We start from the raw sequence: 19,877 nt of genomic DNA, 5'->3' as shown, positions 1-19,877 counted from the left end.
GACCCGGCCGTCCGGGCGGTGCGCGACGCTGCGGACCCAACGGAAACCGCATCTGCAAACTCGCATTCATTCGTAGGGAAGCGCATGCCGTATCCGCAGAATCCGCCCAGGTCGTCGCTGCGAGTTTCGCGGCCCTTTCCCTTCACACCACTTCGTCGATAGGCTCTTCATGGCATTCCGCAATCCCGAACTCCTGGCGCCGCGCACGCTCTCCGTGCTGCGCATCATCTCCGCCTTCCTGCTGATCCAGCACGGGTCGGCCAAGCTGCTGCGCTTTCCTCACGTGGCCTATTTCGACAACCTTCAGCTCCTGTCCTTGCTCGGCGTTGCCGGTGTGCTGGAGCTGGTCGGGGGTGCGCTGCTGTTGGTCGGCCTCTTCACACGCCCGACGGCATTCGTTCTCTCGGGCCTGCTGGCCTTCGCCTATTTTCTCGGCCACGCGACCAAGGGTTATGTGCTCGCGCCTTCCCTGAACCAGGGCGAGGCGGCGGTGCTCTTCTCGTTCGTGTTCCTCTACATCGCCGCTGCCGGCGCCGGTCCGTGGAGCGTCGATGCGCGCCGCGCGAAGGCCGCCACGGCGACACCGCGGCCCGCTGCGGCTGCCTGAAGCACCACCGAAGTCCGCACGCTCCATGACCCTCACCGATCTTCCCCGCCGGCGACTGCTCAAGACCGCCGCAGCCGCTGCCATCGCCGCGGCTGCGGCCGCGGCCGCGGCCGGCATCGCATGACCCTGGCGCTCGCGCCCCCCCGCACGGCCGGACCCACGCCTGCGGAGAACGCCCGCCGCGTGCTCGCACGGACGGCGTCCGTCTGGCGCATCGCGCCGGCCTCGCCGCGCGAGGTGGCGCGCCGCGCACCGCACGGCTACGTACCGGTCCGCGTCCTGCGGCGCAATCGCGCTGCGGCCGTGGCCTCCCTCGCGCATTCCTGGTGACACCTCTTCGGACACAACGACCATGTCGAACAACTGGAAATTCGAAACCCTGTCGGTGCATGCCGGCTACTCGCCCGAGCCGACGACCCGCGCCGTCGCGCCGCCGATCTACCAGACCGTGGCCTACGCCTTCGACAGCGCGCAGCACGGCGCCGACCTGTTCGACCTCAAGGTGCCCGGCAACATCTACAGCCGCATCAACAACCCGACGCAGGACGTGCTCGAGCAGCGCGTGGCGGCGCTCGAAGGCGGCATCGCCGCGCTCGCCGTGGCCTCGGGGCAGGCGGCGGTCACCTACGCGATCCAGACCATCGCCGAGGCCGGCGACAACATCGTCTCGAGCACCGCGCTCTACGGCGGCACCTACAATCTGTTCGCGCACACGCTGCCGCAGTTCGGGATCACGACGCGCTTTGCCGATCACCGCGATCCGCTGAGCTTCGAGAAGCTGATCGACGACCTGACCAAGGCCGTGTTCGTCGAGTCGCTCGGCAACCCGGCCGGCAACGTCACCGACATCGCAGCCATCGCCGAGATCGCGCACCGCCACGGCGTGCCGCTGATCGTCGACAACACCGTGCCTTCGCCGTACCTGAGCCGCCCGATCGAGCACGGCGCCGACATCGTCGTGCACTCGCTCACCAAGTACCTCGGCGGCCACGGCACCAGTATCGGCGGCGCGATCGTCGACTCGGGCAAGTTCCCCTGGGCCGAGCACAAGCAGCGCTTCCGGCGCCTGAACGAACCCGACGTGAGCTACCACGGCGTGGTCTATACCGAGGCGCTGGGCCCGGCGGCCTACATCGGCCGTGCGCGCGTGGTGCCGCTGCGCAACACGGGCGCGGCGATCTCGCCCTTCAACGCCTTCCTGATCCTGCAGGGCATCGAGACGCTGGCGCTGCGCGTCGATCGCATCAGCGACAACGCTCTGGCTGTCGCCCGGCACCTGCAGACGAGCAAGGCGGTGAGGTGGGTCAACTACGCCGGCCTCGAAGAGCACCCGGACCACGCGCTGGCGAAGAAGTACCTGGGCGGCAAGGCCAGCGGCGTGCTGACCTTCGGCCTCGACAGCAAGGGAGGCGACGCGCGCGCCGCAGGTGCGCGCTTCCTCGATGCGCTGAAGCTCTTCACGCGGCTGGTGAACATCGGCGACGTGCGCTCGCTCGCCACGCATCCCGCGTCGACCACGCACCGGCAGCTGTCGCCCGAGGAACTGGCGCGGGCCGGCGTTTCGGAAGACACGGTGCGCCTGTCGGTCGGGATCGAGCACATCGACGATCTACGCGCCGATCTGGACCAGGCGCTGGGCGCGGTCTGAGCACGCGCGCTGCCGCCACTCAGGCGGCCAGCAGTTCGCTGGCGCGCGGCACGCCGCATTCGCGGGCGCGCCGCGCCTCGTAGCTCCTCAGGTTCGCGTACGCCACCGGCAGCAGCACGGTGTCGGCGGTCGACCAGCGCCCGCGGCGCAGCAGGTCGCCGAGGATGTGGTCGGCCTCGGTCGGCGCGCCGCGCGCGATGTCCTTGGCCATCGACGCGGTGATCGGCGAGCCTGCCGCGGTGAGCGTCGCGCGGCCGCGCTGGATCGCCGCGGGACTCGGCGCGAAGCCGTTGTGCGCGGCGATGCGCGCGCATTCGGCGAAGAGGTCGAGCGCGAGCTGCTGCGCGCCGGCCTCCACGATGTCGCCGACGCTCGCGCGCATGAGCGTGGTGATGCCGGCGAGCGCGGCGATGAGCGCCCATTTCTCCCACATCGCCTGCAGGATGGATTCGCTCGGGCGGCCGTCGAAATTGGCGCGTGCGAAGGCTTGCGCGATGGCGTCGACGCGCGCCGAGCGCCCGCCGTCGAGCTCGCCGAAGACCAGCGTGTGGTCCTGCCCCAGGTGCCGCACGGTGCCATCGGCGGCCAGCGTCGCGGAGATCATGCCGAGGCCGCCGAGCACGCGCCGGCGGCCGAAGCGCTCGCTCAGGCGGTCGATGTGGCGCAGGCCGTTCAGGAGCGGCAGCACGACGGTGTCGGGGCCGACGGCCGGCGCGAACGCGGCGAGGGTCTCGTCCAGGTCATAGGCCTTGCAGCCGACGATCACGACATCGAAGGGCGCCTTGATTCGGTGAGCGAGCACGCTCGCGGGCGAGGGCAGGTGCAGGTCACCCACGGGGCTGCGGATCGACAGCCCGGTGGCGGCGAGCTGCACGGCCCGCGCGGGCCGCAGCAGGAAGGTCACGTCCTCGCCGGCCGCGAGCAAGCGGCCGCCGAAGTAGCCGCCCAGGGCGCCGGCGCCCACCACGAGAAATCTCATGCCCAGTCCTTTCGGTTCGGTTTGCCGTGTCGATGCTGCCGCAGACGCGGTGGCGAGGGAAGGAACGAAAACGTGCATCGATATGCGCGAGGGTGAGTCGAATCGTGCCGGCCGCACCGGCGTGGCGATATTCGGAATGCGAGCAAGCGTGTGCCTTTTTCTTCGTTTCCAAGCCGCGCGCACGCCTCAAGAATCGTGGGCTTCCCGTCTCGCTGGAGCGCACGCACATGCTGCATCGTCAAACTTTCCTTCGCCTCGCCGCTGCTGCCCTGCTGCTGGCGCCTGCACTTTCCATCGCCGCGCCGGCCGCGGGCGAGCCCGTCTGGTTCGGCGTGAGCGGCCCGCTCACCGGCCAGAATGCCCAGTACGGCGCGCAGTGGAAGGCCGGCTTCGACCTCGCGCTCGACGACGTCAACGCCAACGGCGGCATCGGGGGCCGGCCGCTCGCCTACGTCTTCGAGGACAGCCAGAGCGACCCGCGCCAGGCTGTCGGCCTGGCGCAGAAGTTCGTCAACGACAAGCGCATCAAGATCGAGCTCGGCGACTTCTCAAGCCCGGCATCGATGGCGGCGTCTCCGATCTACCAGCGCGCCGGTCTGGTGCAACTCGGCTTCACGAATTCGCACCCTGACTTCACCAAGGGCGGCGACTTCATCTGGAGCCCGTCGATCAGTCAGGCCGATGCGCAGCCGCTCCTGGCCGACCTCGCGGTCAAGACGCTCGGCTTCAAGCGCGTTGCCGTGCTCTACCTCAACACCGACTGGGGCCGTACCAGCCGCGACGTGTTCGTGAGGGCGGCCGAGGCACGCGGCGCGCAGGTCGCGATCACCGAGGGCTACCAGCCGGACGAGAAGGATTTCCGCTCGACCCTGGTGCGCGTGCGCGACGCGAATCCCGACGGCGTGGTGCTGATTTCCTACTATCCCGACGGTGCGCTGATCGCGAGCCAGGTGCGCAACGTCGGCCTCAGGCAGCCGATTGCCGCGAGCGGCTCGGTCTACTCGCCGAAGTTCATCGAGCTCGGGGGCGCCGCGGTGAACGGCATCTACACCAACACGTCCTTCTTTCCCGACGAGCCACGGGCGGAAGTGCAGGACTTCGTCAAGCGCTTCCGCGCCAAGTACGGCAAGGAGCCGGACGCCTTCAACGCCTATGCCTACGACGCGGTCGTCTATGCCGCTGCCGCGCTGCGCCACGCGGGACCCAACGGCGACCGCAAGGCCGTGCGCGATGCGTTCTACAAGATCAAGGACATCCCGAGCGTGGTCTTCGGCAAGGCCAACTTCGATGCCGACACGCGGCGCGTGATCGGCGTGAAGAGCGTCGACCTGGTGGTGAAGGACGGCAAGTGGGCGCTCGGCGACGGGAAGCCTGCCGTGGTCTCGGCGCGCTGAGCGCACGGCCCTCGGCTGCGGCATGAACTTCTCGTTCACCTCCTTCTTCGACTACACGGTCAACGGCCTGATCATCGGCAACATCTATGCGTTGCTGGCGGTCGGGCTGGCGCTGATCTTCGGCGTCTCGCACCTCATCAATTTTGCGCACGGCTCGGTCTACACGGTCGGGGCCTACATCGGCTGGGCCTCCATCACCTGGCTGCGCACGCCGCTGCCGATCACCATCCTGCTCGTGGTGCTCGGCGCCGGGGCGCTGGGCATGCTGATCGAGCGCGTGGGCCTGCGTCCGCTGCAGGGCGCGGCACGCATCGCGCCGCTCCTGGCGACCATCGGCATCAGCTTCGTGCTCGACATCCTGGTGCAGCTCGTCTTCAGTCCCGACCCGCGCGCACTGACGACGCAGCTGCCCGACTGGCGGCTCGCGATCGGCAGCGGCACCATCGGCGCGCTCGACCTGCTGATCGCCGGCATCGGTCTCGCGACCGCGGCGGTGCTCTTCGGCTTCCTGCGCTTCACCAAGCTCGGCTGGGCGGTGCGCGCCACGGCGCAGGACCGCGACGCCGCGCAGCAGATGGGCGTCGACGTGAACCGCGTGAACCAGGCGGTGTTCGCGATCGCGTCGGCCCTCGGCGGTCTCTCGGGCCTGTTGGTGGGCATGTACTACAACAACATCAGCCCGGCGATGAGCTTCCAGGCCACGCTCAAGGGCGTGGTCGCGACCGTGGTGGGCGGCGTCGGCAACGTGCCGGGGGCGATCGTCGGCAGCCTGCTGCTCGGCCTGATCGAGAGCTACGGCGTCGCGCTGCTGGGCACGCCCTACCGCAATCTCTTCGCCTTCGCGCTGCTGCTGGTCATCCTGGTGTGGAGGCCCAACAGCCTCTTCGGCCGCAAGCGCGCGCTGCCGCCCGAGCCGCTCACCGGCACCTTCATCGCGCCGAGCAAGCCGTGGCAGGTGCCGCGCCGCGTGCTGCTCGCGCTCTTCGTGGCCGCGGCGGCGCTGCCGCTTTTCGACCCCTCGCCCTACGTGCTGCAGACGCTCACCAACTCCTGGCTCTATGCCGCGCTGGCGCTGAGCCTCACGCTGGTGGCCGGCACCATCGGGCAGATCTCGCTCGGCCACGCCGGGCTGCTCGCGATCGGTGCCTACGCATCGTCGCTGCTCGTGCTCGACCTGCACCTGCCTGTGGGTACCGGCATCGTGCTCGCGGGCCTGCTGACCTCGGTGATCGGCACCGCGCTGATCTTCCCGGCGTTCCGGCTGCGCGGGCACTACGTGTCGATTGCGACGCTGGGCATCGGCGAGATCGTGGGGCTCACCATCCTCAACTGGGAGAGCCTCACACGCGGTCCGATCGGCGTGTCCGGCATTCCGCCGCTGTCGCTCTTCGGGCGCGACGCCTCGTCGAACAATGTCTTCTACTGGGCCTCGTTCGGCGCGATGGTGCTGCTGGCCCTGCTGCAGTGGCGCCTGTTGCGCTCGCACCTGGGGCGCACCTTCCGCGCGGTGCGCGAGGACGAAGTCGCCGCGCGGGCGTACGGCGTGAGCCCCGACCGCTACAAGGCCCTGGCCTTCGGCTTCGGCGGCTTCGCGGCCGGCGTGAGCGGCGCCTTCACCGCGCACCTCTATTCGTACATCAACCACGAGACCTTCACCTCGCAGATCTCCATCCTCGCGCTGACGATGGTGATCCTCGGCGGGCTCGGGAACGTCAGCGGTGCGCTGCTCGGCGCGGTCGCGCTGGTGAGCCTGCCCGAGCTGTTCCGCGTGACGGCGGAGTACCGGATGCTGATCTACGGCGTCGCGCTGTTGTTGCTGATCCGCTTCCGCCCGCAAGGTTTGCTGGGCACCGTTTGAACGACTCCACAAGGACACACACCATGAGCCACCTCAACGACTACCTCGCCGAGAAGCGTGCCGCCGTGCTCGGGCGCAACGCCGCCATCGACGCCGGCACGGCGCAGCCGCTGCAGCTGAAGGCGCACGTGCGCGCCGAGGGCCGCAGCGGCGTGCGGCGGCTGCGCATCCGCGACCACCAGGTGATCAGCGACAGCCCACCGGACTTCGCGGGCTACAACCTGGGCCCCAGCTCGCCCGAGCTGCAGCTCGGCGTGCTGGGCACCTGCGTCACGCACATCTTCCTGATCCAGGCGGCCGAGCGGCAGGTGCCGCTGGACAGCCTCGAAGTCGAGGTGACCGGGCTCATCGATCCGCGCGGCGGCCGGCCCGGCCACGAGGCGACGCCGATCTGGCCGCACGAGATCGGCTACACGGTGCACATCGACTCGCCGGCCTCGCAGGAGGACATCAACGCGCTCTTCGAGGCGGTCGAGCGCAACTGCCCGATCCTCAACCTGCTGCGCAATCCGCAGACCATCCGCGCCGAGGTGAAGCGGGTCGGCAAGAAGGCCGCGCCCGCGAAGGAAGCCGATGCCGTCGCTGCTTGAAGTCGGCGGCCTCACGCGGCGCTTCGGCGGACTCACCGCGGTGGATGCGGTCGACCTGCGCGTGGAGGAGGGCGAGCTGGTCAGCGTGATCGGCCCCAACGGCGCGGGCAAGACCACGCTCTTCAACCTCGTCACCGGGCTCGACCAGCCGGACGCGGGCCGGGTGCTTTTCGAGGGCGAGGACGTCACGGGCTGGCCCGCGCCGAAGCTCGCGCAGCGCGGCCTCGCGCGCACCTTCCAGCACGGCCGCGTGTTTGCCAACCTCACGGTGCTCGACAACGTGCTGGTCGGCGCGCACACACGGCTGCGCGCGGTCAAGCCGCGCATGGGCGGCGTGCCGGGCCTGCCGGCGCTGGCCGAGCTCGCGCTCGCGCTGTTGCAGCCGCCTTCGGTGCGGCGTGAAGAGGAGCGCCTGCGCGCCGAGGCGCTCGCGATCATCGCGCTCTTCGGCGAGCGCCTGCAGCCGCGCATCGACCACCCGGCCCACAGCCTCTCGTACGCGAACCGGCGCCGCGTCGAGATCGCCCGCGCGCTGGCGCTGAAGCCGCGGCTCCTGCTGCTCGACGAGCCGACCGCAGGCATGAACGAAAGCGAGACCGCCGAGATGCTGCAGATCATCCGCACGCTCAAGGTGCGGGGCCAGAGCATCCTATTGATCGAGCACAAGCTCGACCTCGTGATGCAGCTTTCCGACCGCGTGGTGGTGCTCGACGACGGTCGCAAGATCGCCGAAGGCCTGCCGGACGCGGTGCGCAACGACCCGGCCGTGATCGAGGCCTACCTGGGCCATCGCCAGGTGGGCGAGCGGGCCGCGGTGGCGGCATGATCGCCACGGTCGCACGAACGGGGCTTCCGCCCGCGCCGCTCTGGCACGAGGGCGGGGACGATGCGCAGCCCGAACGTTCCGTCGCGCCTGTTCAGCGGGCGGGCGAGCAACCCTTGCTCGAGCTCCGGAAGATCAACAGCTTCTACGGCCCGGTCCAGGCGCACTTCGATCTGGACCTCGAGGTGCGCCGCGGCCAGATCGTGAGCCTGCTCGGCGGCAACGCGAGCGGCAAGTCGACCACGATGAAGGTGGTGCTGGGCCTGCTCAAGCCGCGCTCGGGCGAAGTGCGCTTCGACGGCGAATCCCTGCTCGGCCTCGGCACGCCGCAGGTGATCCGGCGCGGGATCGGCTCGGTGCCCGAGGCGCGGCGGCTCTTTCCCGCGATGACGGTGCGCGAGAACTTGCTGATGGGCGCGTACGCGCGCAATGACCGCAAGGCGGTCGCCGAAGACCTCGCACGCATGCTTGATCTGTTCCCGCGCGTGGCCGAACGCATCGAGTTCCAGGCCGGCACGCTTTCGGGCGGCGAGCAGCAGATGGTGGCGATGGCGCGCGCGCTGATGGGCCGGCCGAAGCTGCTGTGCATGGACGAGCCAACCATGGGCCTATCGCCGCTCTACGTCGACCGCGTGCTGGAACTCATCGCGCAGATCAACCGGCAGGGCGTCTCGGTCTTCATGGTCGAGCAGAACGCCAGCCTCGCGCTGCAGATCGCGCACCACGGCTACGTGCTGCAGACCGGCCGCATCGTGCTGAGCGGCCCGGCCGAACGGCTCCTGGCCGATGCGCGCATCCGCGATGCCTACCTCGGCGGCGGCGATGCCGCGCGCACCACATCCTGAAAAAAAGACCGAACCAACACCATGCCGCTTTCGCTCGACCACATCGTCATCGCCGTCCACGACCTGGAGGCCACCATCGCCGACTACACCGCGCTCGGCTTCAACGTCCAGCGCGGCGGCGACCATCCGGGGCGCAGCACGCACAACGCGCTGGTCGTGTTCGCCGACGGCAGTTACTTCGAACTGATCGCCTGGAAGACGCCCGCGCCGGAGGAGCGCTGGTGGCAGCTGCTGCAGCGCCGCGGCGAAGGCATCGTCGACTTCGCGCTGCTGCCCGCAAGCACCGCGCAGACGGTGGCCGAAGCCGCGGGGCGCGGCCTGGCGCTCGATGGTCCGCTCGACGGCGGGCGCGTGCGCCCCGACGGCGAGCACCTGCGCTGGCAGACCGCGCGGCCGCCGTCGCCGGACCTGCCCTTTCTCTGCGGAGATCTCACGCCGCGCGCACTGCGCGTGCCCGAGGGCGAAGCGCGCGTGCATCCCAACGGCACCACCGGCGTCGCCAGTCTCGCGCTGGCGGTGCGCGACCTCGACGCCACGCTGGCACGCTACCGCGCCTTGCTCGGCGCACCGGAAGGCGAGGGCGCGACGCAGGTGGGCGGCGTGGTGAGCCTGCCCGGCGGCCGCACGCGGCTCGCACTGGTCACGCTGGGCGGCAGCACGCTGGTGCTGTCGTCGTCGCGCGCAGGTCGCGGCGCCGAAGAGGGGGACGCGCTTGCCCAGCGGCTCGCGCTGCGCGGCGACGGGCCGTACGCGCTCGTGCTGCGTGCGGATGCCTCGGAAGATCGCGCGGCGCCCGACCTCGCGCTCACCCACGGCGCCAGCATCGAGTTCGACGGCTTCCCCGCGCCCTCACGCCAGCCCGCGCGCACATCGCGATGACGGCGATCCGGCGCCTCGGCTTCTTCAGCCGCCTGCTCGACGACGCTCCCGCCGCCGAACGCTATCGACTGGTGGCCGAGCAGATCGCGCACGCCGAGGCCAACGGCTTCGATTCGGCGTGGGTGGCGCAGCACCACTTCCACGAAGCGGAAGGCGGCCTGCCGTCGCCTTTCGTCTTCCTCGCGCACGTGGCGGCACGGACGCGGCGCATCCGGCTCGGCACCGGCGTCGTGACGCTGCCGCTCGAGAACGCGGTGCGCGTGGCCGAGGATGCCGTCGTGTTGGACCTGCTCTCGTGCGGCAGGCTGGAGTTCGGCGTGGGCACCGGCGGCACGCCCTCGTCCTTCGCGGCCTTCGGCCTGGCCAGCGAGGATCGCGCCGAGGTGTTTGCGCGCCACCTGGCGCAGGTGCGGGAAGCGTGGGCGGGCCGTGCGCTCGCTGGCGGCGATCGGCTCTACCCGGCCTCGCCGCAACTGCTCGACAGGATCTGGCAGGCGACCTTCTCCGTCGCGGGCGGCGCGCGCGCCGGTCTGGCGGGCGATGGACTGATGCTGTCGCGCACGCAGCCGCGGCCGGCCGATGCGCCGCACGCCTCGCTCTCCGAACTTCAGCGCCCGATCGTCGAGGCGTACCTCGAGAAGCTGCCCGCGGGGCGCGCGCCGCGCATCATGGGCTCGCGCTCGGTGTTCGTGGCCGACGACCGGCAGCAGGCATTGCGCCTCGCCGAGCAGGGCCTGCGTCGCAGCGTCGCGCGGCTGGGCGATCCGAGCCGGCCGGGACCCGACGCGACGCTGCGCGAGCTCATCGACGGCTACGACGTGCACGTCGGCACCCCGAGCGACGTCATCGCATCGCTGCAGGCCGACAGCACGCTCGCGCAGGTGACCGACATGGTGTTCCAGGTGCATTCGGTCGATCCGCCGCACCCGCTCATCCTGCGCTCCATCGAGCTGGTCGCCACAAAAGTGGCGCCGGCGCTCGGCTGGCGCCCCGCCGCCGACCCCCTTCGCGACCCCACACCGGAGACCATCGCATGACCGCATCCCACGCACCGGACGTGATCGACAAGCTCGCGGGCCTCGCGCCCGGACACCCGCTCCAGGGCGTTCGCGCGCAGCGCGCTCAGGCGCGCGACCAGAGCCAGGAAAGCTACCGGGCGCTGTTCGAACCGGCCTCGCCGCCCGCCGGCGATTTCACGCTGGCGGAGCGCTTCGCTGTCGCCACCTTCGTGGCGGCGCTGCACGGGCCGGGGCCGGCGGTCGATTTCTATGCCGGCGGCCTCGCGGGCCACGGCGCCGCGCAGGCGCTGGTCGATGCGCTTGTGGGCGAGGCGGCCTTGGGCGCTGCATCCGGCCCCTACGGCCGCTTTCCGGCGGGGCCGTTGAGTGCGGAAGACGCGCCGGGGCCGATCTACCGCGTCAGTGATGCCGCCCGCGCGGTGCTAGGCGACCGGCTCGCTGCCGCGCTGGTGCATGCGCACCTGCTGCTCTTCCATCCGCGCGATGCGAGCGCGCCGGACCTGGCGGCGCTGCTGGACGCCGGATGGTCGCCGACGGACATCGTCACGCTGTCGCAGCTCGTCGCCTTCCTCGGCTACCAGATCCGTGCCGCGGCCGGGCTGCAGGCGCTCGCGTCGTCGCCGAGGGCCGTCCAGTCATGAGCCATTCCACCTTGAGCCATCCCGGCAACGTGCCGCCCGCCGCCTTCACGCAGGAGGAGCTCGAATGGCTGCCATGGCTGCCGCCGTTGCCCGAAGCCGAGCTGACCGACCGACATCGCGCGGGCCTCGTCGACGCCTCGCGCGCGAAGTCGCCTTACTTCATGCTGCTCGCGCGCGACCCGGACATCCTCGGCGCGCGCACGTGCACCGACAAGGACATCTTCCACAACCCCGAAGGCGGCCTGCCGCGCCCGGAACGCGAGCTCGCGGCCGCGGCGACTTCGCGGTACAACGGCTGCATCTACTGCGCGTCGGTCCATGCGCGATTCGCCTCGCACTTCTCGCACCGCACCGACGACGTGCAGCGCCTGCTCGACGAAGGCGTCGGCGCACGAATCGACGAACGATGGGACGCCATCGTGGCGGCATCGGTGGCGCTGACGTCGACACCGATCGCGTTCGGACCCGAGCACGTCGAGCGCTTGCGCACGGCGGGGCTGGACGATCTGGCGATCGTGGACGTCGTCCAGAGTGCGGCCTTCTTCAACTGGGCCAACCGCCTGATGCTGTCGCTTGGCGAGCCGTCGCGCAGTCGTCTCCGTTGAGCCGCTGGCCGCCGGCTGCGTCGAAGAGGTGGGCCTCCGCGGCTGCGGTTCAACGCCGCTGCCGTCGAAACCCTGGAGCTAGCCGGGCGCGTGCTCTGCTGCCCAGAAGACTGCTGAAACCTACGGCGCTTCCTGCTGCAGATGGCGCTCGAAACGCTCAAGGAGCGTGTGCATGTCCTGCCGGGCACGCGTGAATTCTTCGGAGGCGCCGCGCGCAGCCAAGTCGCGGTCGTAGTCCGCACGGGAATCGAACACGCACTCCCACCGCACGTCGGGGCCGCCACCTTCCAACTTCTTGAAGATGCGGCCCGCCGGCAATCCGAGTTGCGCCCGGAGTTCGCTGGCGCGCCGACGCTGCGCCAAGACAGCCTCAGCACGGCCGGGCAGCGCGTAGTAGTTGGTGATCTCGATGACCATGAAGAGGGCCTCCTTGCCCCACGCTAGCCGATCTCCAACGCACGGTGCGGATGCGTGAATCGCGCTATTGACAATCACATTATTTGATCACACACTGTGATCACAATAAAGGTTTCGCAGATGGGCTGCGCGGACCCGATCTCCAAAGTGAGGAATTCATCGATGCCGACGATCCAGTCCATAGACACCCTGCTGGTCCAGCTCCCCACGCGGCGAGAGCACAAGTGGACCGGCCTGACCGAGTCCATTGGTCGCTACCTGCTGACCCGCATTGTCGACAGCGATGGCCGCGTCGGCTGGGGAGAGGCCCCGGCCTTGAAGGACTGGGGCGGCGAGTTCGGCCGCTACTTCGGCGAGTCCACGTCGATCGCCAAGACCGTCATCGAGAAGTACCTCGCGCCCTGCCTGATCGGCGTCGAGCTCGGCAACTTCGCCGAGATGCATGCGCGCATGGACGCGGTCATCCGCGGCTATCCCTATGCCAAGGCCGCGGTCGAGTTCGCCGCTTATGACGTCACAGGCCGCTGGCTCGGCCTGCCGGTGCACATGCTGCTCGGCGGCAAGGCACGCTCGCGCATCATGGTGACCCATTCGATCGGACTGATCCCGATTGCCGAGGCCGAGAAGGAAGTGGCGCAGGTTGCGTCTGAAGGCATCAAGACGATCAAGATCAAGATCGGCGTCGATGCGAAACGCGACATCGACATGGTGCGCACCGTCCGCGCGGCCGTGGGTGACGACGTCGAGCTTTGCGTGGACGCCAACGAAGGCTATCGCACGCCTGGCGAGGCCATCACCACGGTGCGCGCGATGGAGCCATACAGGCTCAAGTACGTCGAGCAGCCAGTGATGGGTATTGAGCGCATCGCCGAGGTCGCGCGTGCCATCGACCAGCCGGTGATGGCCGACGAGTCGGCCTGGAATGCGCACGACGTGATCCAGATCAGCGAGCATCGGGCGGCGCAGATCGTGTCCATCTACAGCACCAAACCGGGCGGCCTCTACAAGGCGATGGAGGTCGCGGCCGTGTGCCGCGCAGCCGGAATCATCTGCAACGTCAACGGCTCGGTGGAGACCGGCGTCGGCAACCTCGCCAACATCCACCTGGCCGCCGCGGCGCCGGCCGCCACGCTGTCCTGCGTGGTCCCGGTGTCGACGCCGGCCGAGTGGCAGAACGGCCAGGTCGGCGGCATCTACTACCGCGACGACCTCATCGTCGCGCCGATGAAGCTCGTCGACGGCGGCATCGAAGTGCCGACCGCGCCCGGCATGGGCATCGACGTCGACCTCGCCAAGGTCGAGAAGTACACCGTCCGCGACTGAGCGTCGCCCTCAACATAAATCCAAGGAAGGTTCCAGATGCGCAAAGCAATCATCGAGCGGCAGGTCAAGGCGATCGCCGAACACAAGCTCGACGCCATGGTGTCATGCTCCCCCGAAAACTACGCGTACGCAACGGGCTTCGTCGTGCCGTCGCAGCCGTTGATCAGGCACCGTCATGCGATGGCGATCGTCACGGCAGACGGCCGCACGGAGCTGTTCTCCGTCGACATGGAGGCCAGCACGGTGAAGCGCCGTGCACCGGACGTGCCGACGCGCATCTGGGCCGAATTCACCGACGACGCGATGGTCGTGCTGGCCGACCAGCTGAGCAGGCTCGGGCTTGCGCGCGGCCGCATCGGCATCGAGATGGACTACTTGCCGGCAGGCGACCTGGCACGCCTGCAGAAGGCACTCCCCGAGGCGCGCTTCGAGCACTGCGAACAGATCCTCGCGCGGCTGCGCCAGATCAAGACACAGGATGAGATCGCCTTGCTGCGCCGGCTGTCGCGCATCGCCGACCAGGCGATCACCGATGCGCTCGCGTCGGTCAAGGCCGGCGACTCGGAGATGGACATCGCCGGGCACCTGACGCGCAACGTCTACGCGCTGGGGGCCGAGCACTTCAAGCTGATGATCATCGCGACCGGCGAGCGCAGCGTGCTGCCCAACGTCGGCCCCAGCGAGCGCAGGCTCAAGCCGCGCGACGTCTGCCGGGTCGAGATCTTCGCCGTGATCGACGGCTATCAGGCGGGCGTGTGCCGCACCGCGGTCGTGCACGAGACGCCGCCGAAGGCCGAAGCCATCTGGCAGCACCTGGTGGACTGCAAATACCGCATCATGGAAATGGTCAAGCCGGGCGCCAGCTGCCGTGCCATCTACGACGCCTTCATCGCCAAGCTGTCCGAGATGGACCTGCCGCCGATCTCGTTCGTCGGCCACGGCATCGGCCTGCACCTGCACGAAGATCCCTACCTGGGCAAGACACCCGTGCTCGGCCGGCCCGGGAGCGACGCGCTCATCGAGGAAGGCATGGTGCTCGGCTTCGAGCCGCTGTGCTATGAAACGGGTCACGGCTTCGGTATGCAGAACAAGGACATGCTGCTGGTGACGGCCAATGGCTGCGAACTGCTGTCCGACTACGCCAACACCGACAAGCTCCTGGTGGTCAGGGGCTGAGCGGCGACCCACAATCCAACCTGGAAGATTCCATGCGCACGCTCATCGAGCACCTTGAATTCGCATTCCTCGTCGATGCCGGCGACACAGTGGTGCGCGACGCCAGCATCCTGGTCGACAACGATCGCATCACCGACATCGGGCCCGCGGCGGAGATTGCGGCCCGACATCGCGGAGAGCGCTTCGACCACGTGATGGACGGGCGCATGCTCGGCATCTGCCCAGGCTTCGTCGACAGCCACGTCCACCTGTCCGAGACCCTGTCACGCGCCGTCTTCCCCGACAACCTGAACACGCGGGCCTGGGTCTTTCACTGGGCCAAGCCCTTCTACGCGCACATCACCGAGGAAGACGAGTACTGGGGTGCGCTGCTCGGCATCACCGAGATGCTGCGCAACGGCACCACCTGCTTCATCGACATGGGCTCGCAGTACGACCCCGGCATCACGGTACGGGCGATGGAGAAGACGGGCATCCGCGGCGTGACTGGCCGCCATGCAGCGGACAATCCGCCGCCCGAGTTGCCGCGGGGTTGGACCGAGGAGATGGCGCGGCACCACTTCTTCCCGAATGCGGAAGCGGCGCTCGCGGAGCTGGAGGCTTGCGTGCGCAAGTACGACGGCGCGCTCGATGGCCGCGTGCGCTGCTGGGTCAACATCGAAGGCAAGGAGCCCTGCACGCTAGAGCTGCATGTCGGCGCGCAGAAGCTCGCCGAGCGGCTCGGCGTCGGCACCACCTACCACCTGGCGACCTCGATCGAGGAGGCGAAGGTCTGCGAGGACAAGTACGGTTGCTGGCCGATCACCCGCATCGACCGCGCGGGCGGCATCGGCTCCAACCTGGTCATCGCCCATGGGGCTGCCGTCAGCGACGAGGAAGTGCAGTTGCTTGCGAGCCGGGGCGCCAAGGTCGCGTTCTGCCCGTGCTCGTCCTTCAAGCTCGGCAAAGGCGCGACGGCGATCGGCAAGTATCCCGAGATGGTCGCCGCCGGTGTCACCGTCGGGCTCGGCACCGATGGCGTGTCGGCCGCCGGCAACATGAACCTGATGCGCCAGATGCTGATCGTCGCCGGCATGTTCAAGGATGCGCGCATGAAGCCCGACGTGTTCACGGCCCGCCAAGCCCTGCGGGCGGCGACCATCGACGGCGCGAAGGCAGCGATGTGGGACCACGAGATCGGTTCGCTCGAGATCGGGAAGAAGGCCGACTTCATCCTGTTCGACCTCGATCACATCGAATGGACCCCGTTCCACGACCCGCTGCAGGCGCTGGTCTTCTCGGCGTCGACCGCGTCTATCTCGCAAACCTGGGTCGACGGCAAGACGCTCTACAGCGAGGGCAAGGTGCATGGGGTCGACGAGCCGGCGCTGCGCCGTAAGGCCAGGGAACTGGCAGCCGCCGCGGTGCAGCGCGCCGGCCTGCACGACGAAAACGTCGAAACAACGACCACGCTGTACGACAACGGCAACTGATGCGGGTCATCCGGTCCGTCGCGCTCATCGATCGAACGGGCAGTTTCGACCTGGCGCGGGGGGGCGATCGCGTGCGCGCCATCTCGGCCGCCGCCGATGCGACACCTCCGCGCTGGCTGGCCATGCCGTCGCTGGTCAACCTGCATGCGCATGCCAATCGCGCCTACGCGGCGCCGGCGCAGCGCCCGCTGTCGCTCGGCGATGCGGTGGCTTCGGCGAAGCGCGAGCGCGCCAGCGCCACTGTCGAGGACATCCAATCGCGCGCCACGCGGCTGATGCGCCGGTCGATCGCGCATGGCGTCTCCTCGGTGCGCACGCACACCGACATCGACGCCATCACCGGCATGCGCGCGATCGAAGGGGTGCTGGCGGCCGCATCCGAGGTGGCGTCATCGCTCGACGTTGAGGTCGTGGCCTTCGCGAGCGCGGCGGCCGACCCCTGCCACCCCGGGACACAGGCACTTTTCGCCGAGGCGGTCGGACGTGGCGCTTCGCTCATCGGCGCCGTGCCGGCGCTGTGCGCCAATCCGGCGGCGGCCCTGGAGGCGCTGCTGGACGCGGCGCTTGCGCTGGGCGTGCCGCTCGACGTTCACCTTGACGAACACCTCGACGCGCCGAAGGCGCTGATCCACCAACTGGTGGACGGAACCGTGGCGCGCGGGCTGCAGGGCCGCGTCACGGTCAGCCATGCCTGCGTGCTTTCGGCCATGTCTCGCGACGACGTCCGCCGGTTGCTCGACCGAATGGCCGAAGCCTGCATCGTGCTGGTGGTGCTACCTGAGCTGAATCTCTATCTGCAGGCGCGCGGCAACGGCGCACCACGCGTTCGCGGGCTGGCACCCGTCGTCGAGGCGCTGAAGGCAGGCGTGGCGGTGCGCTTCGGCACCGACAACGTCAGGGACTGGTTCTTTCCGTTCGGCGATGGCGACATGCTCGAGACCGGCTTCGTGGGTGCGATGGCCGCGCACGTCGATGCCCCCGAGGAGCTCAGCTCACTGATCTGCGGCGGGCGTCGGCGCATCGAGGTCGGCGACGTGGCGGATCTGCTGCTGATACCGGCCTCGTCCCTCGACGATGCGCTCGCGAGGCGCCCGGGCGGGCGCGTGCTGCTGCGCAGAGGATGCGTGGTCGACGCCGCCGGCGGTGCGGGTGCCGCGATCTCAGGCCAGGCTGGCCTCGTAGACGCTGCGGATTGAGTTTTCGATCGCCCGCTGCGTCAGGTCACTTGCGATGAAGACGATCCAGCCGGGCGCTGCCGCGGCGGGCGGCCATGCCGGCAGGCGCTCGATCGGGTAGAGCACGTGCTGCACACCTTGGATGACCACGGGGCGCGCATCGTCGCTCACTGCCAGCAGGCCCTTCACGCGCAGGATCGAATCGCCTCGGCTGGCAAGCAGCAACTCGAGCCACTCGACGAAGGCAGGCCATTCGACCGGTTGCTGCAGCGCGACCGTGAAAGTCTTGATGGCGTCGTCGTGCCCTTGCGCATGAGGCAGCGCCGGCGCCCCGGCTGCGGAGTGAAGAATGGGTCCGAGCTGGGCAGCCACGGGGGCTCGCCATTGCGCGTCGGCCTCCTTCAGGATCTCGCCGGCGGGCAGTTGCGCCTTGCGCGAGACGAGCAGCCCCGCAGACGGATTCATCGCCCGAAGCTTGTCACCCAGCGCATCGCCCTCGAATTCGCCGACCAGATCAGTCTTGGTCAGGATCAGCCGATCGGCCGTTGCCAGCTGCTGCCTGGCTTCTCGATGGCGAGCCAGCGTCTGCTCGCCGTTGACGGCGTCCACCGTCGTGATCACCTGGCCCAGGCGGAACCACGGTAAGAGCGTGGTCTCGCTCAAAATGGCTTGCATGATCGGTGCCGGGTCCGCCAGTCCGGTTGTCTCGACGACGACCCGGGCAAAGGCAGGAATCTCGCCGGCCCGCATCAGTCCATTCAGTTCGGCGAGCGTCGACACCAGGTCATCGCGCACCGAGCAGCACAGGCAGCCCGAGCTCAGCAGCACGACGTCTTCGGCGACCTCGCGCACCAGCAGGTGGTCCAGCCCGACCTCGCCGAATTCGTTGATGACCACAGCCGTGTCCGCCAGGCCGGGATCGGCCAGCAGATGGCGCAGCAGCGTGGTCTTGCCGCTACCGAGGAAGCCGGTCAGCACATGGATCGGTACACGGCCGTCAACCATGGGCGCGGCGTGGTCCATTGTCAGGCCAGCTCGAAGATGGCATCGACCTCGACGGCGACATTGCGGGGCAGCGAATTGCAGCCGACTGCGGCGCGCGCATGCCGACCCGCTTCGCCGAACACCTCGACCATCAGGTCGGAGGCGCCGTTGATCACCTTGGGATGGTCGCCGAACTCGGGGGTGGAATTAACGAAGCCGCCGAGGCGCACGCAGCCCGCGACGCCATCGAGGCTGCCGCCCAGCGCCGTGCGCAGCTGGGCAAGGATGTTGATCGCGCACAGTCGCGCCGCCTTCTGGGCGTTCTCGATCGAGACGTCCTGGCCGACCTTGCCCACGTACTGGTCCTTGCCGCCGGCGGTCGGCACCTGGCCCGCGATGTAGATCAGCGCGCCGCTCTTTCGGGCCGGCACATAGTTCGCTGCGGGGGCGACCGCCTTCGGCAGTTCGATGCCGAGTTGGGCCAGGCGTGCTTCGAATCCTTGCGTTGTCATTCTCTGGTGTCCTTGGGAAGGGTCAGTTGCCGAAATAGAGGTCGTCCAGCGGGGCAGAGAGCAGGTCGTCGGCGTTCGGCTCGCTGAGGGCGGGCGCAAGCGTGCCGCCCGTGGTGCGAATGTCGCGCAGCACGCCTTGCCTGGCCATGGCGGGCTTCTTGCTGCGCAGGCCTTCAAGGATCTCGACGTGCGCTGAAGCGTCCCAAGGGGTACTCGGGGACAGCAGGGACAAGTACATGGTCGGGCCGAACTGGAGCCACAGCGATTCGATCAGCGGCATGACCACTTCGGTGCCTGACGCTTCGTACAGCGTGAAATGGAAGCGCTGGTTCGAGGACAGGCAGCCGAGCAGATTGCGCTTTGCGATCGCCTCGAGCAACTCGTCGTTGATGGCGCTCAGCGTGCTCAGCAAAGCCGGCGTGCAATTGCGGCACGCCATCTCCGCTGCCATGCCTTCGATCAGCTCCCGCACCGCGAAAAGCTCCTTCAGCTTCTTGGGCGTCAGTCTGGGTACGCGAACAGATCCGGAGGGAGTGGCCTCCAGCGCATTGATGACGACCAGCCGCGCCAACGCGTCCCGGACCGGCATCGGACTGGTGCCGAAGCTGCTGGCGAGCTTGCGCAGGCTCATCACCTGGCCGGGCACGAAAGCACCGACCATCAGGCCGCGGCGAATGCGCTGGAAGACTTCCTCGGGGACGCTGCCACGCGCGCGTTTGCTCGGTGCCTCCGAGGCGCGCTGTTCAAGCCGTTCGGCGATCTGTTCCATGTGACTCTCTCTTGCTTGCCGTGATGCGGGTTAACCCGATTGTGTGTGATTATAGCTGTGATCACACTCTGTGATCAAGACGAGTTTACATCTACCCCAGTCGAACCCTAAGCCCCCGGGGCTGCGAGGGCAAGGGCTGATTCTTCAAACCTCAACGTCAC

The 19,877-nt window shown here is 68.9% G+C and carries 21 protein-coding genes; 16 read left to right on the top strand and 5 right to left on the bottom strand.

Annotated features, from left to right (window positions below; all coding sequences use genetic code 11):
• The first annotated feature begins 169 nt into the window (after positions 1 to 169).
• The 3 genes from ACSQ86_RS35180 to ACSQ86_RS35170 all read left to right on the top strand — a co-directional run bounded on the left by ACSQ86_RS35180 (position 170) and on the right by ACSQ86_RS35170 (position 2,255).
• Positions 170 to 607 carry a DoxX family protein gene (locus tag ACSQ86_RS35180; RefSeq protein ID WP_436306597.1) on the top strand — a complete coding sequence of 146 codons (438 nt, stop codon included), beginning with the start codon at positions 170 to 172 and terminating at the stop codon, positions 605 to 607.
• A gap of 183 nt (positions 608 to 790) precedes the next feature.
• The gene (locus ACSQ86_RS35175; RefSeq protein ID WP_436306598.1) at positions 791 to 937 is read left to right on the top strand and encodes a hypothetical protein; all 147 of its coding nucleotides are present in this window, start codon (positions 791 to 793) and stop codon (positions 935 to 937) included.
• Positions 938 to 959: 22 nt separating this feature from the next.
• The gene (locus ACSQ86_RS35170) at positions 960 to 2,255 is read left to right on the top strand and encodes an O-acetylhomoserine aminocarboxypropyltransferase/cysteine synthase family protein (RefSeq protein WP_436310768.1); all 1,296 of its coding nucleotides are present in this window, start codon (positions 960 to 962) and stop codon (positions 2,253 to 2,255) included.
• 19 nt (positions 2,256 to 2,274) lie between these two features.
• Here the strand turns inward: ACSQ86_RS35170 and panE are convergent, their stop codons facing one another.
• Positions 2,275 to 3,234, bottom strand: coding sequence for a 2-dehydropantoate 2-reductase (gene panE, locus ACSQ86_RS35165; protein WP_436306600.1), 960 nt, complete (start codon positions 3,232 to 3,234; stop codon positions 2,275 to 2,277).
• 227 nt (positions 3,235 to 3,461) lie between these two features.
• Here panE and ACSQ86_RS35160 point away from each other — a divergent pair, with 227 nt between their 5' ends.
• The 9 genes from ACSQ86_RS35160 to ACSQ86_RS35120 are packed head-to-tail and all read left to right on the top strand — an operon-like array spanning position 3,462 to position 11,888.
• Positions 3,462 to 4,628 (top strand): ABC transporter substrate-binding protein, encoded by a 1,167-nt coding sequence (locus tag ACSQ86_RS35160; RefSeq protein ID WP_436310767.1) that lies wholly within the window; start codon positions 3,462 to 3,464, stop codon positions 4,626 to 4,628.
• 22 nt (positions 4,629 to 4,650) lie between these two features.
• Positions 4,651 to 6,486 (top strand): ABC transporter permease, encoded by a 1,836-nt coding sequence (locus ACSQ86_RS35155; protein WP_436310766.1) that lies wholly within the window; start codon positions 4,651 to 4,653, stop codon positions 6,484 to 6,486.
• 23 nt (positions 6,487 to 6,509) lie between these two features.
• Positions 6,510 to 7,076: an OsmC family protein gene (locus ACSQ86_RS35150; protein WP_436310765.1), complete on the top strand. Its 567-nt coding sequence runs from the start codon at positions 6,510 to 6,512 to the stop codon at positions 7,074 to 7,076.
• Entirely contained in the window at positions 7,060 to 7,902 is an 843-nt protein-coding gene (locus ACSQ86_RS35145; protein WP_436306604.1) for an ABC transporter ATP-binding protein, read from the top strand. The genes ACSQ86_RS35150 and ACSQ86_RS35145 overlap by 17 nt, the downstream gene beginning before the upstream one ends.
• The gene (locus ACSQ86_RS35140; RefSeq protein ID WP_436310764.1) at positions 7,899 to 8,744 is read left to right on the top strand and encodes an ABC transporter ATP-binding protein; all 846 of its coding nucleotides are present in this window, start codon (positions 7,899 to 7,901) and stop codon (positions 8,742 to 8,744) included. Before ACSQ86_RS35145 ends, ACSQ86_RS35140 begins: the two co-directional genes overlap by 4 nt.
• A gap of 21 nt (positions 8,745 to 8,765) precedes the next feature.
• The gene (locus ACSQ86_RS35135) at positions 8,766 to 9,623 is read left to right on the top strand and encodes a VOC family protein (RefSeq protein ID WP_436310763.1); all 858 of its coding nucleotides are present in this window, start codon (positions 8,766 to 8,768) and stop codon (positions 9,621 to 9,623) included.
• Entirely contained in the window at positions 9,620 to 10,660 is a 1,041-nt protein-coding gene (locus ACSQ86_RS35130) for a putative FMN-dependent luciferase-like monooxygenase (protein ID WP_436310762.1), read from the top strand. Before ACSQ86_RS35135 ends, ACSQ86_RS35130 begins: the two co-directional genes overlap by 4 nt.
• Entirely contained in the window at positions 10,657 to 11,283 is a 627-nt protein-coding gene (locus tag ACSQ86_RS35125) for a CMD domain protein (RefSeq protein ID WP_436306608.1), read from the top strand. The genes ACSQ86_RS35130 and ACSQ86_RS35125 overlap by 4 nt, the downstream gene beginning before the upstream one ends.
• Entirely contained in the window at positions 11,280 to 11,888 is a 609-nt protein-coding gene (locus tag ACSQ86_RS35120) for an alkylhydroperoxidase domain protein (RefSeq protein ID WP_436310761.1), read from the top strand. The genes ACSQ86_RS35125 and ACSQ86_RS35120 overlap by 4 nt, the downstream gene beginning before the upstream one ends.
• A 120-nt stretch (positions 11,889 to 12,008) precedes the next feature.
• Here ACSQ86_RS35120 and ACSQ86_RS35115 read toward each other — a convergent pair whose 3' ends face one another.
• Entirely contained in the window at positions 12,009 to 12,305 is a 297-nt protein-coding gene (locus ACSQ86_RS35115; protein ID WP_436306610.1) for a hypothetical protein, read from the bottom strand.
• A 162-nt stretch (positions 12,306 to 12,467) separates the two neighbouring features.
• On the opposite strand from ACSQ86_RS35115, the gene ACSQ86_RS35110 reads away from it, so the two are divergent.
• Genes ACSQ86_RS35110 through ACSQ86_RS35095 form a run of 4 tightly spaced genes read left to right on the top strand, consistent with a single transcriptional unit; the run spans position 12,468 to position 17,472 of the window.
• A complete protein-coding gene (locus ACSQ86_RS35110; protein WP_436310760.1) occupies positions 12,468 to 13,628 on the top strand; it encodes a mandelate racemase/muconate lactonizing enzyme family protein in 1,161 nt (386 codons plus the stop codon).
• A 36-nt stretch (positions 13,629 to 13,664) separates the two neighbouring features.
• Entirely contained in the window at positions 13,665 to 14,804 is a 1,140-nt protein-coding gene (locus tag ACSQ86_RS35105) for a M24 family metallopeptidase (RefSeq protein WP_436310759.1), read from the top strand.
• Positions 14,805 to 14,836: 32 nt separating this feature from the next.
• Positions 14,837 to 16,276: an amidohydrolase family protein gene (locus ACSQ86_RS35100; RefSeq protein WP_436306613.1), complete on the top strand. Its 1,440-nt coding sequence runs from the start codon at positions 14,837 to 14,839 to the stop codon at positions 16,274 to 16,276.
• A complete protein-coding gene (locus tag ACSQ86_RS35095) occupies positions 16,276 to 17,472 on the top strand; it encodes an amidohydrolase family protein (protein WP_436310758.1) in 1,197 nt (398 codons plus the stop codon). Before ACSQ86_RS35100 ends, ACSQ86_RS35095 begins: the two co-directional genes overlap by 1 nt.
• Here ACSQ86_RS35095 and ACSQ86_RS35090 read toward each other — a convergent pair.
• From ACSQ86_RS35090 to ACSQ86_RS35080, 3 genes are read right to left on the bottom strand one after another with little or no spacing between them, the layout of a single operon-like run.
• Positions 17,437 to 18,456: a CobW family GTP-binding protein gene (locus ACSQ86_RS35090; protein ID WP_436310757.1), complete on the bottom strand. Its 1,020-nt coding sequence runs from the start codon at positions 18,454 to 18,456 to the stop codon at positions 17,437 to 17,439. The two genes, ACSQ86_RS35095 and ACSQ86_RS35090, sit on opposite strands and share 36 nt — an antisense overlap.
• Positions 18,457 to 18,476: 20 nt before the next feature.
• Complete coding sequence (locus ACSQ86_RS35085) at positions 18,477 to 18,947, bottom strand: RidA family protein (protein WP_436310756.1); 471 nt, start codon at positions 18,945 to 18,947, stop codon at positions 18,477 to 18,479.
• A 22-nt stretch (positions 18,948 to 18,969) separates the two neighbouring features.
• Positions 18,970 to 19,716, bottom strand: a complete 747-nt coding sequence (locus tag ACSQ86_RS35080) for a GntR family transcriptional regulator (protein WP_436310755.1) — start codon at positions 19,714 to 19,716, stop codon at positions 18,970 to 18,972.
• Positions 19,717 to 19,877: the final 161 nt, after the last annotated feature.

Source organism: Variovorax sp. LjRoot130, from assembly GCF_964253755.1.
Taxonomy (GTDB): Bacteria; Pseudomonadota; Gammaproteobacteria; order Burkholderiales; family Burkholderiaceae_C; genus Variovorax.
This window is presented reverse-complemented; position numbering and strand designations above follow the sequence as displayed.

What these genes read in the sequence shown, in the direction of transcription:
- ACSQ86_RS35170 (WP_436310768.1), top strand. Translation starts at nt 960, where the DNA reads ATGTCGAACAACTGGAAATTCGAAACCCTGTCGGTGCATGCCGGCTAC.
- ACSQ86_RS35100 (WP_436306613.1), top strand. Translation starts at nt 14,837, where the DNA reads ATGCGCACGCTCATCGAGCACCTTGAATTCGCATTCCTCGTCGATGCC.
- ACSQ86_RS35155 (WP_436310766.1), top strand. Translation starts at nt 4,651, where the DNA reads ATGAACTTCTCGTTCACCTCCTTCTTCGACTACACGGTCAACGGCCTG.
- ACSQ86_RS35110 (WP_436310760.1), top strand. Translation starts at nt 12,468, where the DNA reads ATGCCGACGATCCAGTCCATAGACACCCTGCTGGTCCAGCTCCCCACG.
- ACSQ86_RS35080 (WP_436310755.1), bottom strand. Translation starts at nt 19,716, where the DNA reads ATGGAACAGATCGCCGAACGGCTTGAACAGCGCGCCTCGGAGGCACCG.
- ACSQ86_RS35115 (WP_436306610.1), bottom strand. Translation starts at nt 12,305, where the DNA reads ATGGTCATCGAGATCACCAACTACTACGCGCTGCCCGGCCGTGCTGAG.
- ACSQ86_RS35095 (WP_436310758.1), top strand. Translation starts at nt 16,276, where the DNA reads ATGCGGGTCATCCGGTCCGTCGCGCTCATCGATCGAACGGGCAGTTTC.
- ACSQ86_RS35135 (WP_436310763.1), top strand. Translation starts at nt 8,766, where the DNA reads ATGCCGCTTTCGCTCGACCACATCGTCATCGCCGTCCACGACCTGGAG.
- ACSQ86_RS35125 (WP_436306608.1), top strand. Translation starts at nt 10,657, where the DNA reads ATGACCGCATCCCACGCACCGGACGTGATCGACAAGCTCGCGGGCCTC.
- ACSQ86_RS35180 (WP_436306597.1), top strand. Translation starts at nt 170, where the DNA reads ATGGCATTCCGCAATCCCGAACTCCTGGCGCCGCGCACGCTCTCCGTG.
- ACSQ86_RS35150 (WP_436310765.1), top strand. Translation starts at nt 6,510, where the DNA reads ATGAGCCACCTCAACGACTACCTCGCCGAGAAGCGTGCCGCCGTGCTC.
- ACSQ86_RS35140 (WP_436310764.1), top strand. Translation starts at nt 7,899, where the DNA reads ATGATCGCCACGGTCGCACGAACGGGGCTTCCGCCCGCGCCGCTCTGG.
- ACSQ86_RS35090 (WP_436310757.1), bottom strand. Translation starts at nt 18,456, where the DNA reads ATGGTTGACGGCCGTGTACCGATCCATGTGCTGACCGGCTTCCTCGGT.
- ACSQ86_RS35085 (WP_436310756.1), bottom strand. Translation starts at nt 18,947, where the DNA reads ATGACAACGCAAGGATTCGAAGCACGCCTGGCCCAACTCGGCATCGAA.
- ACSQ86_RS35120 (WP_436310761.1), top strand. Translation starts at nt 11,280, where the DNA reads ATGAGCCATTCCACCTTGAGCCATCCCGGCAACGTGCCGCCCGCCGCC.
- ACSQ86_RS35130 (WP_436310762.1), top strand. Translation starts at nt 9,620, where the DNA reads ATGACGGCGATCCGGCGCCTCGGCTTCTTCAGCCGCCTGCTCGACGAC.
- panE (WP_436306600.1), bottom strand. Translation starts at nt 3,234, where the DNA reads ATGAGATTTCTCGTGGTGGGCGCCGGCGCCCTGGGCGGCTACTTCGGC.
- ACSQ86_RS35160 (WP_436310767.1), top strand. Translation starts at nt 3,462, where the DNA reads ATGCTGCATCGTCAAACTTTCCTTCGCCTCGCCGCTGCTGCCCTGCTG.
- ACSQ86_RS35105 (WP_436310759.1), top strand. Translation starts at nt 13,665, where the DNA reads ATGCGCAAAGCAATCATCGAGCGGCAGGTCAAGGCGATCGCCGAACAC.
- ACSQ86_RS35145 (WP_436306604.1), top strand. Translation starts at nt 7,060, where the DNA reads ATGCCGTCGCTGCTTGAAGTCGGCGGCCTCACGCGGCGCTTCGGCGGA.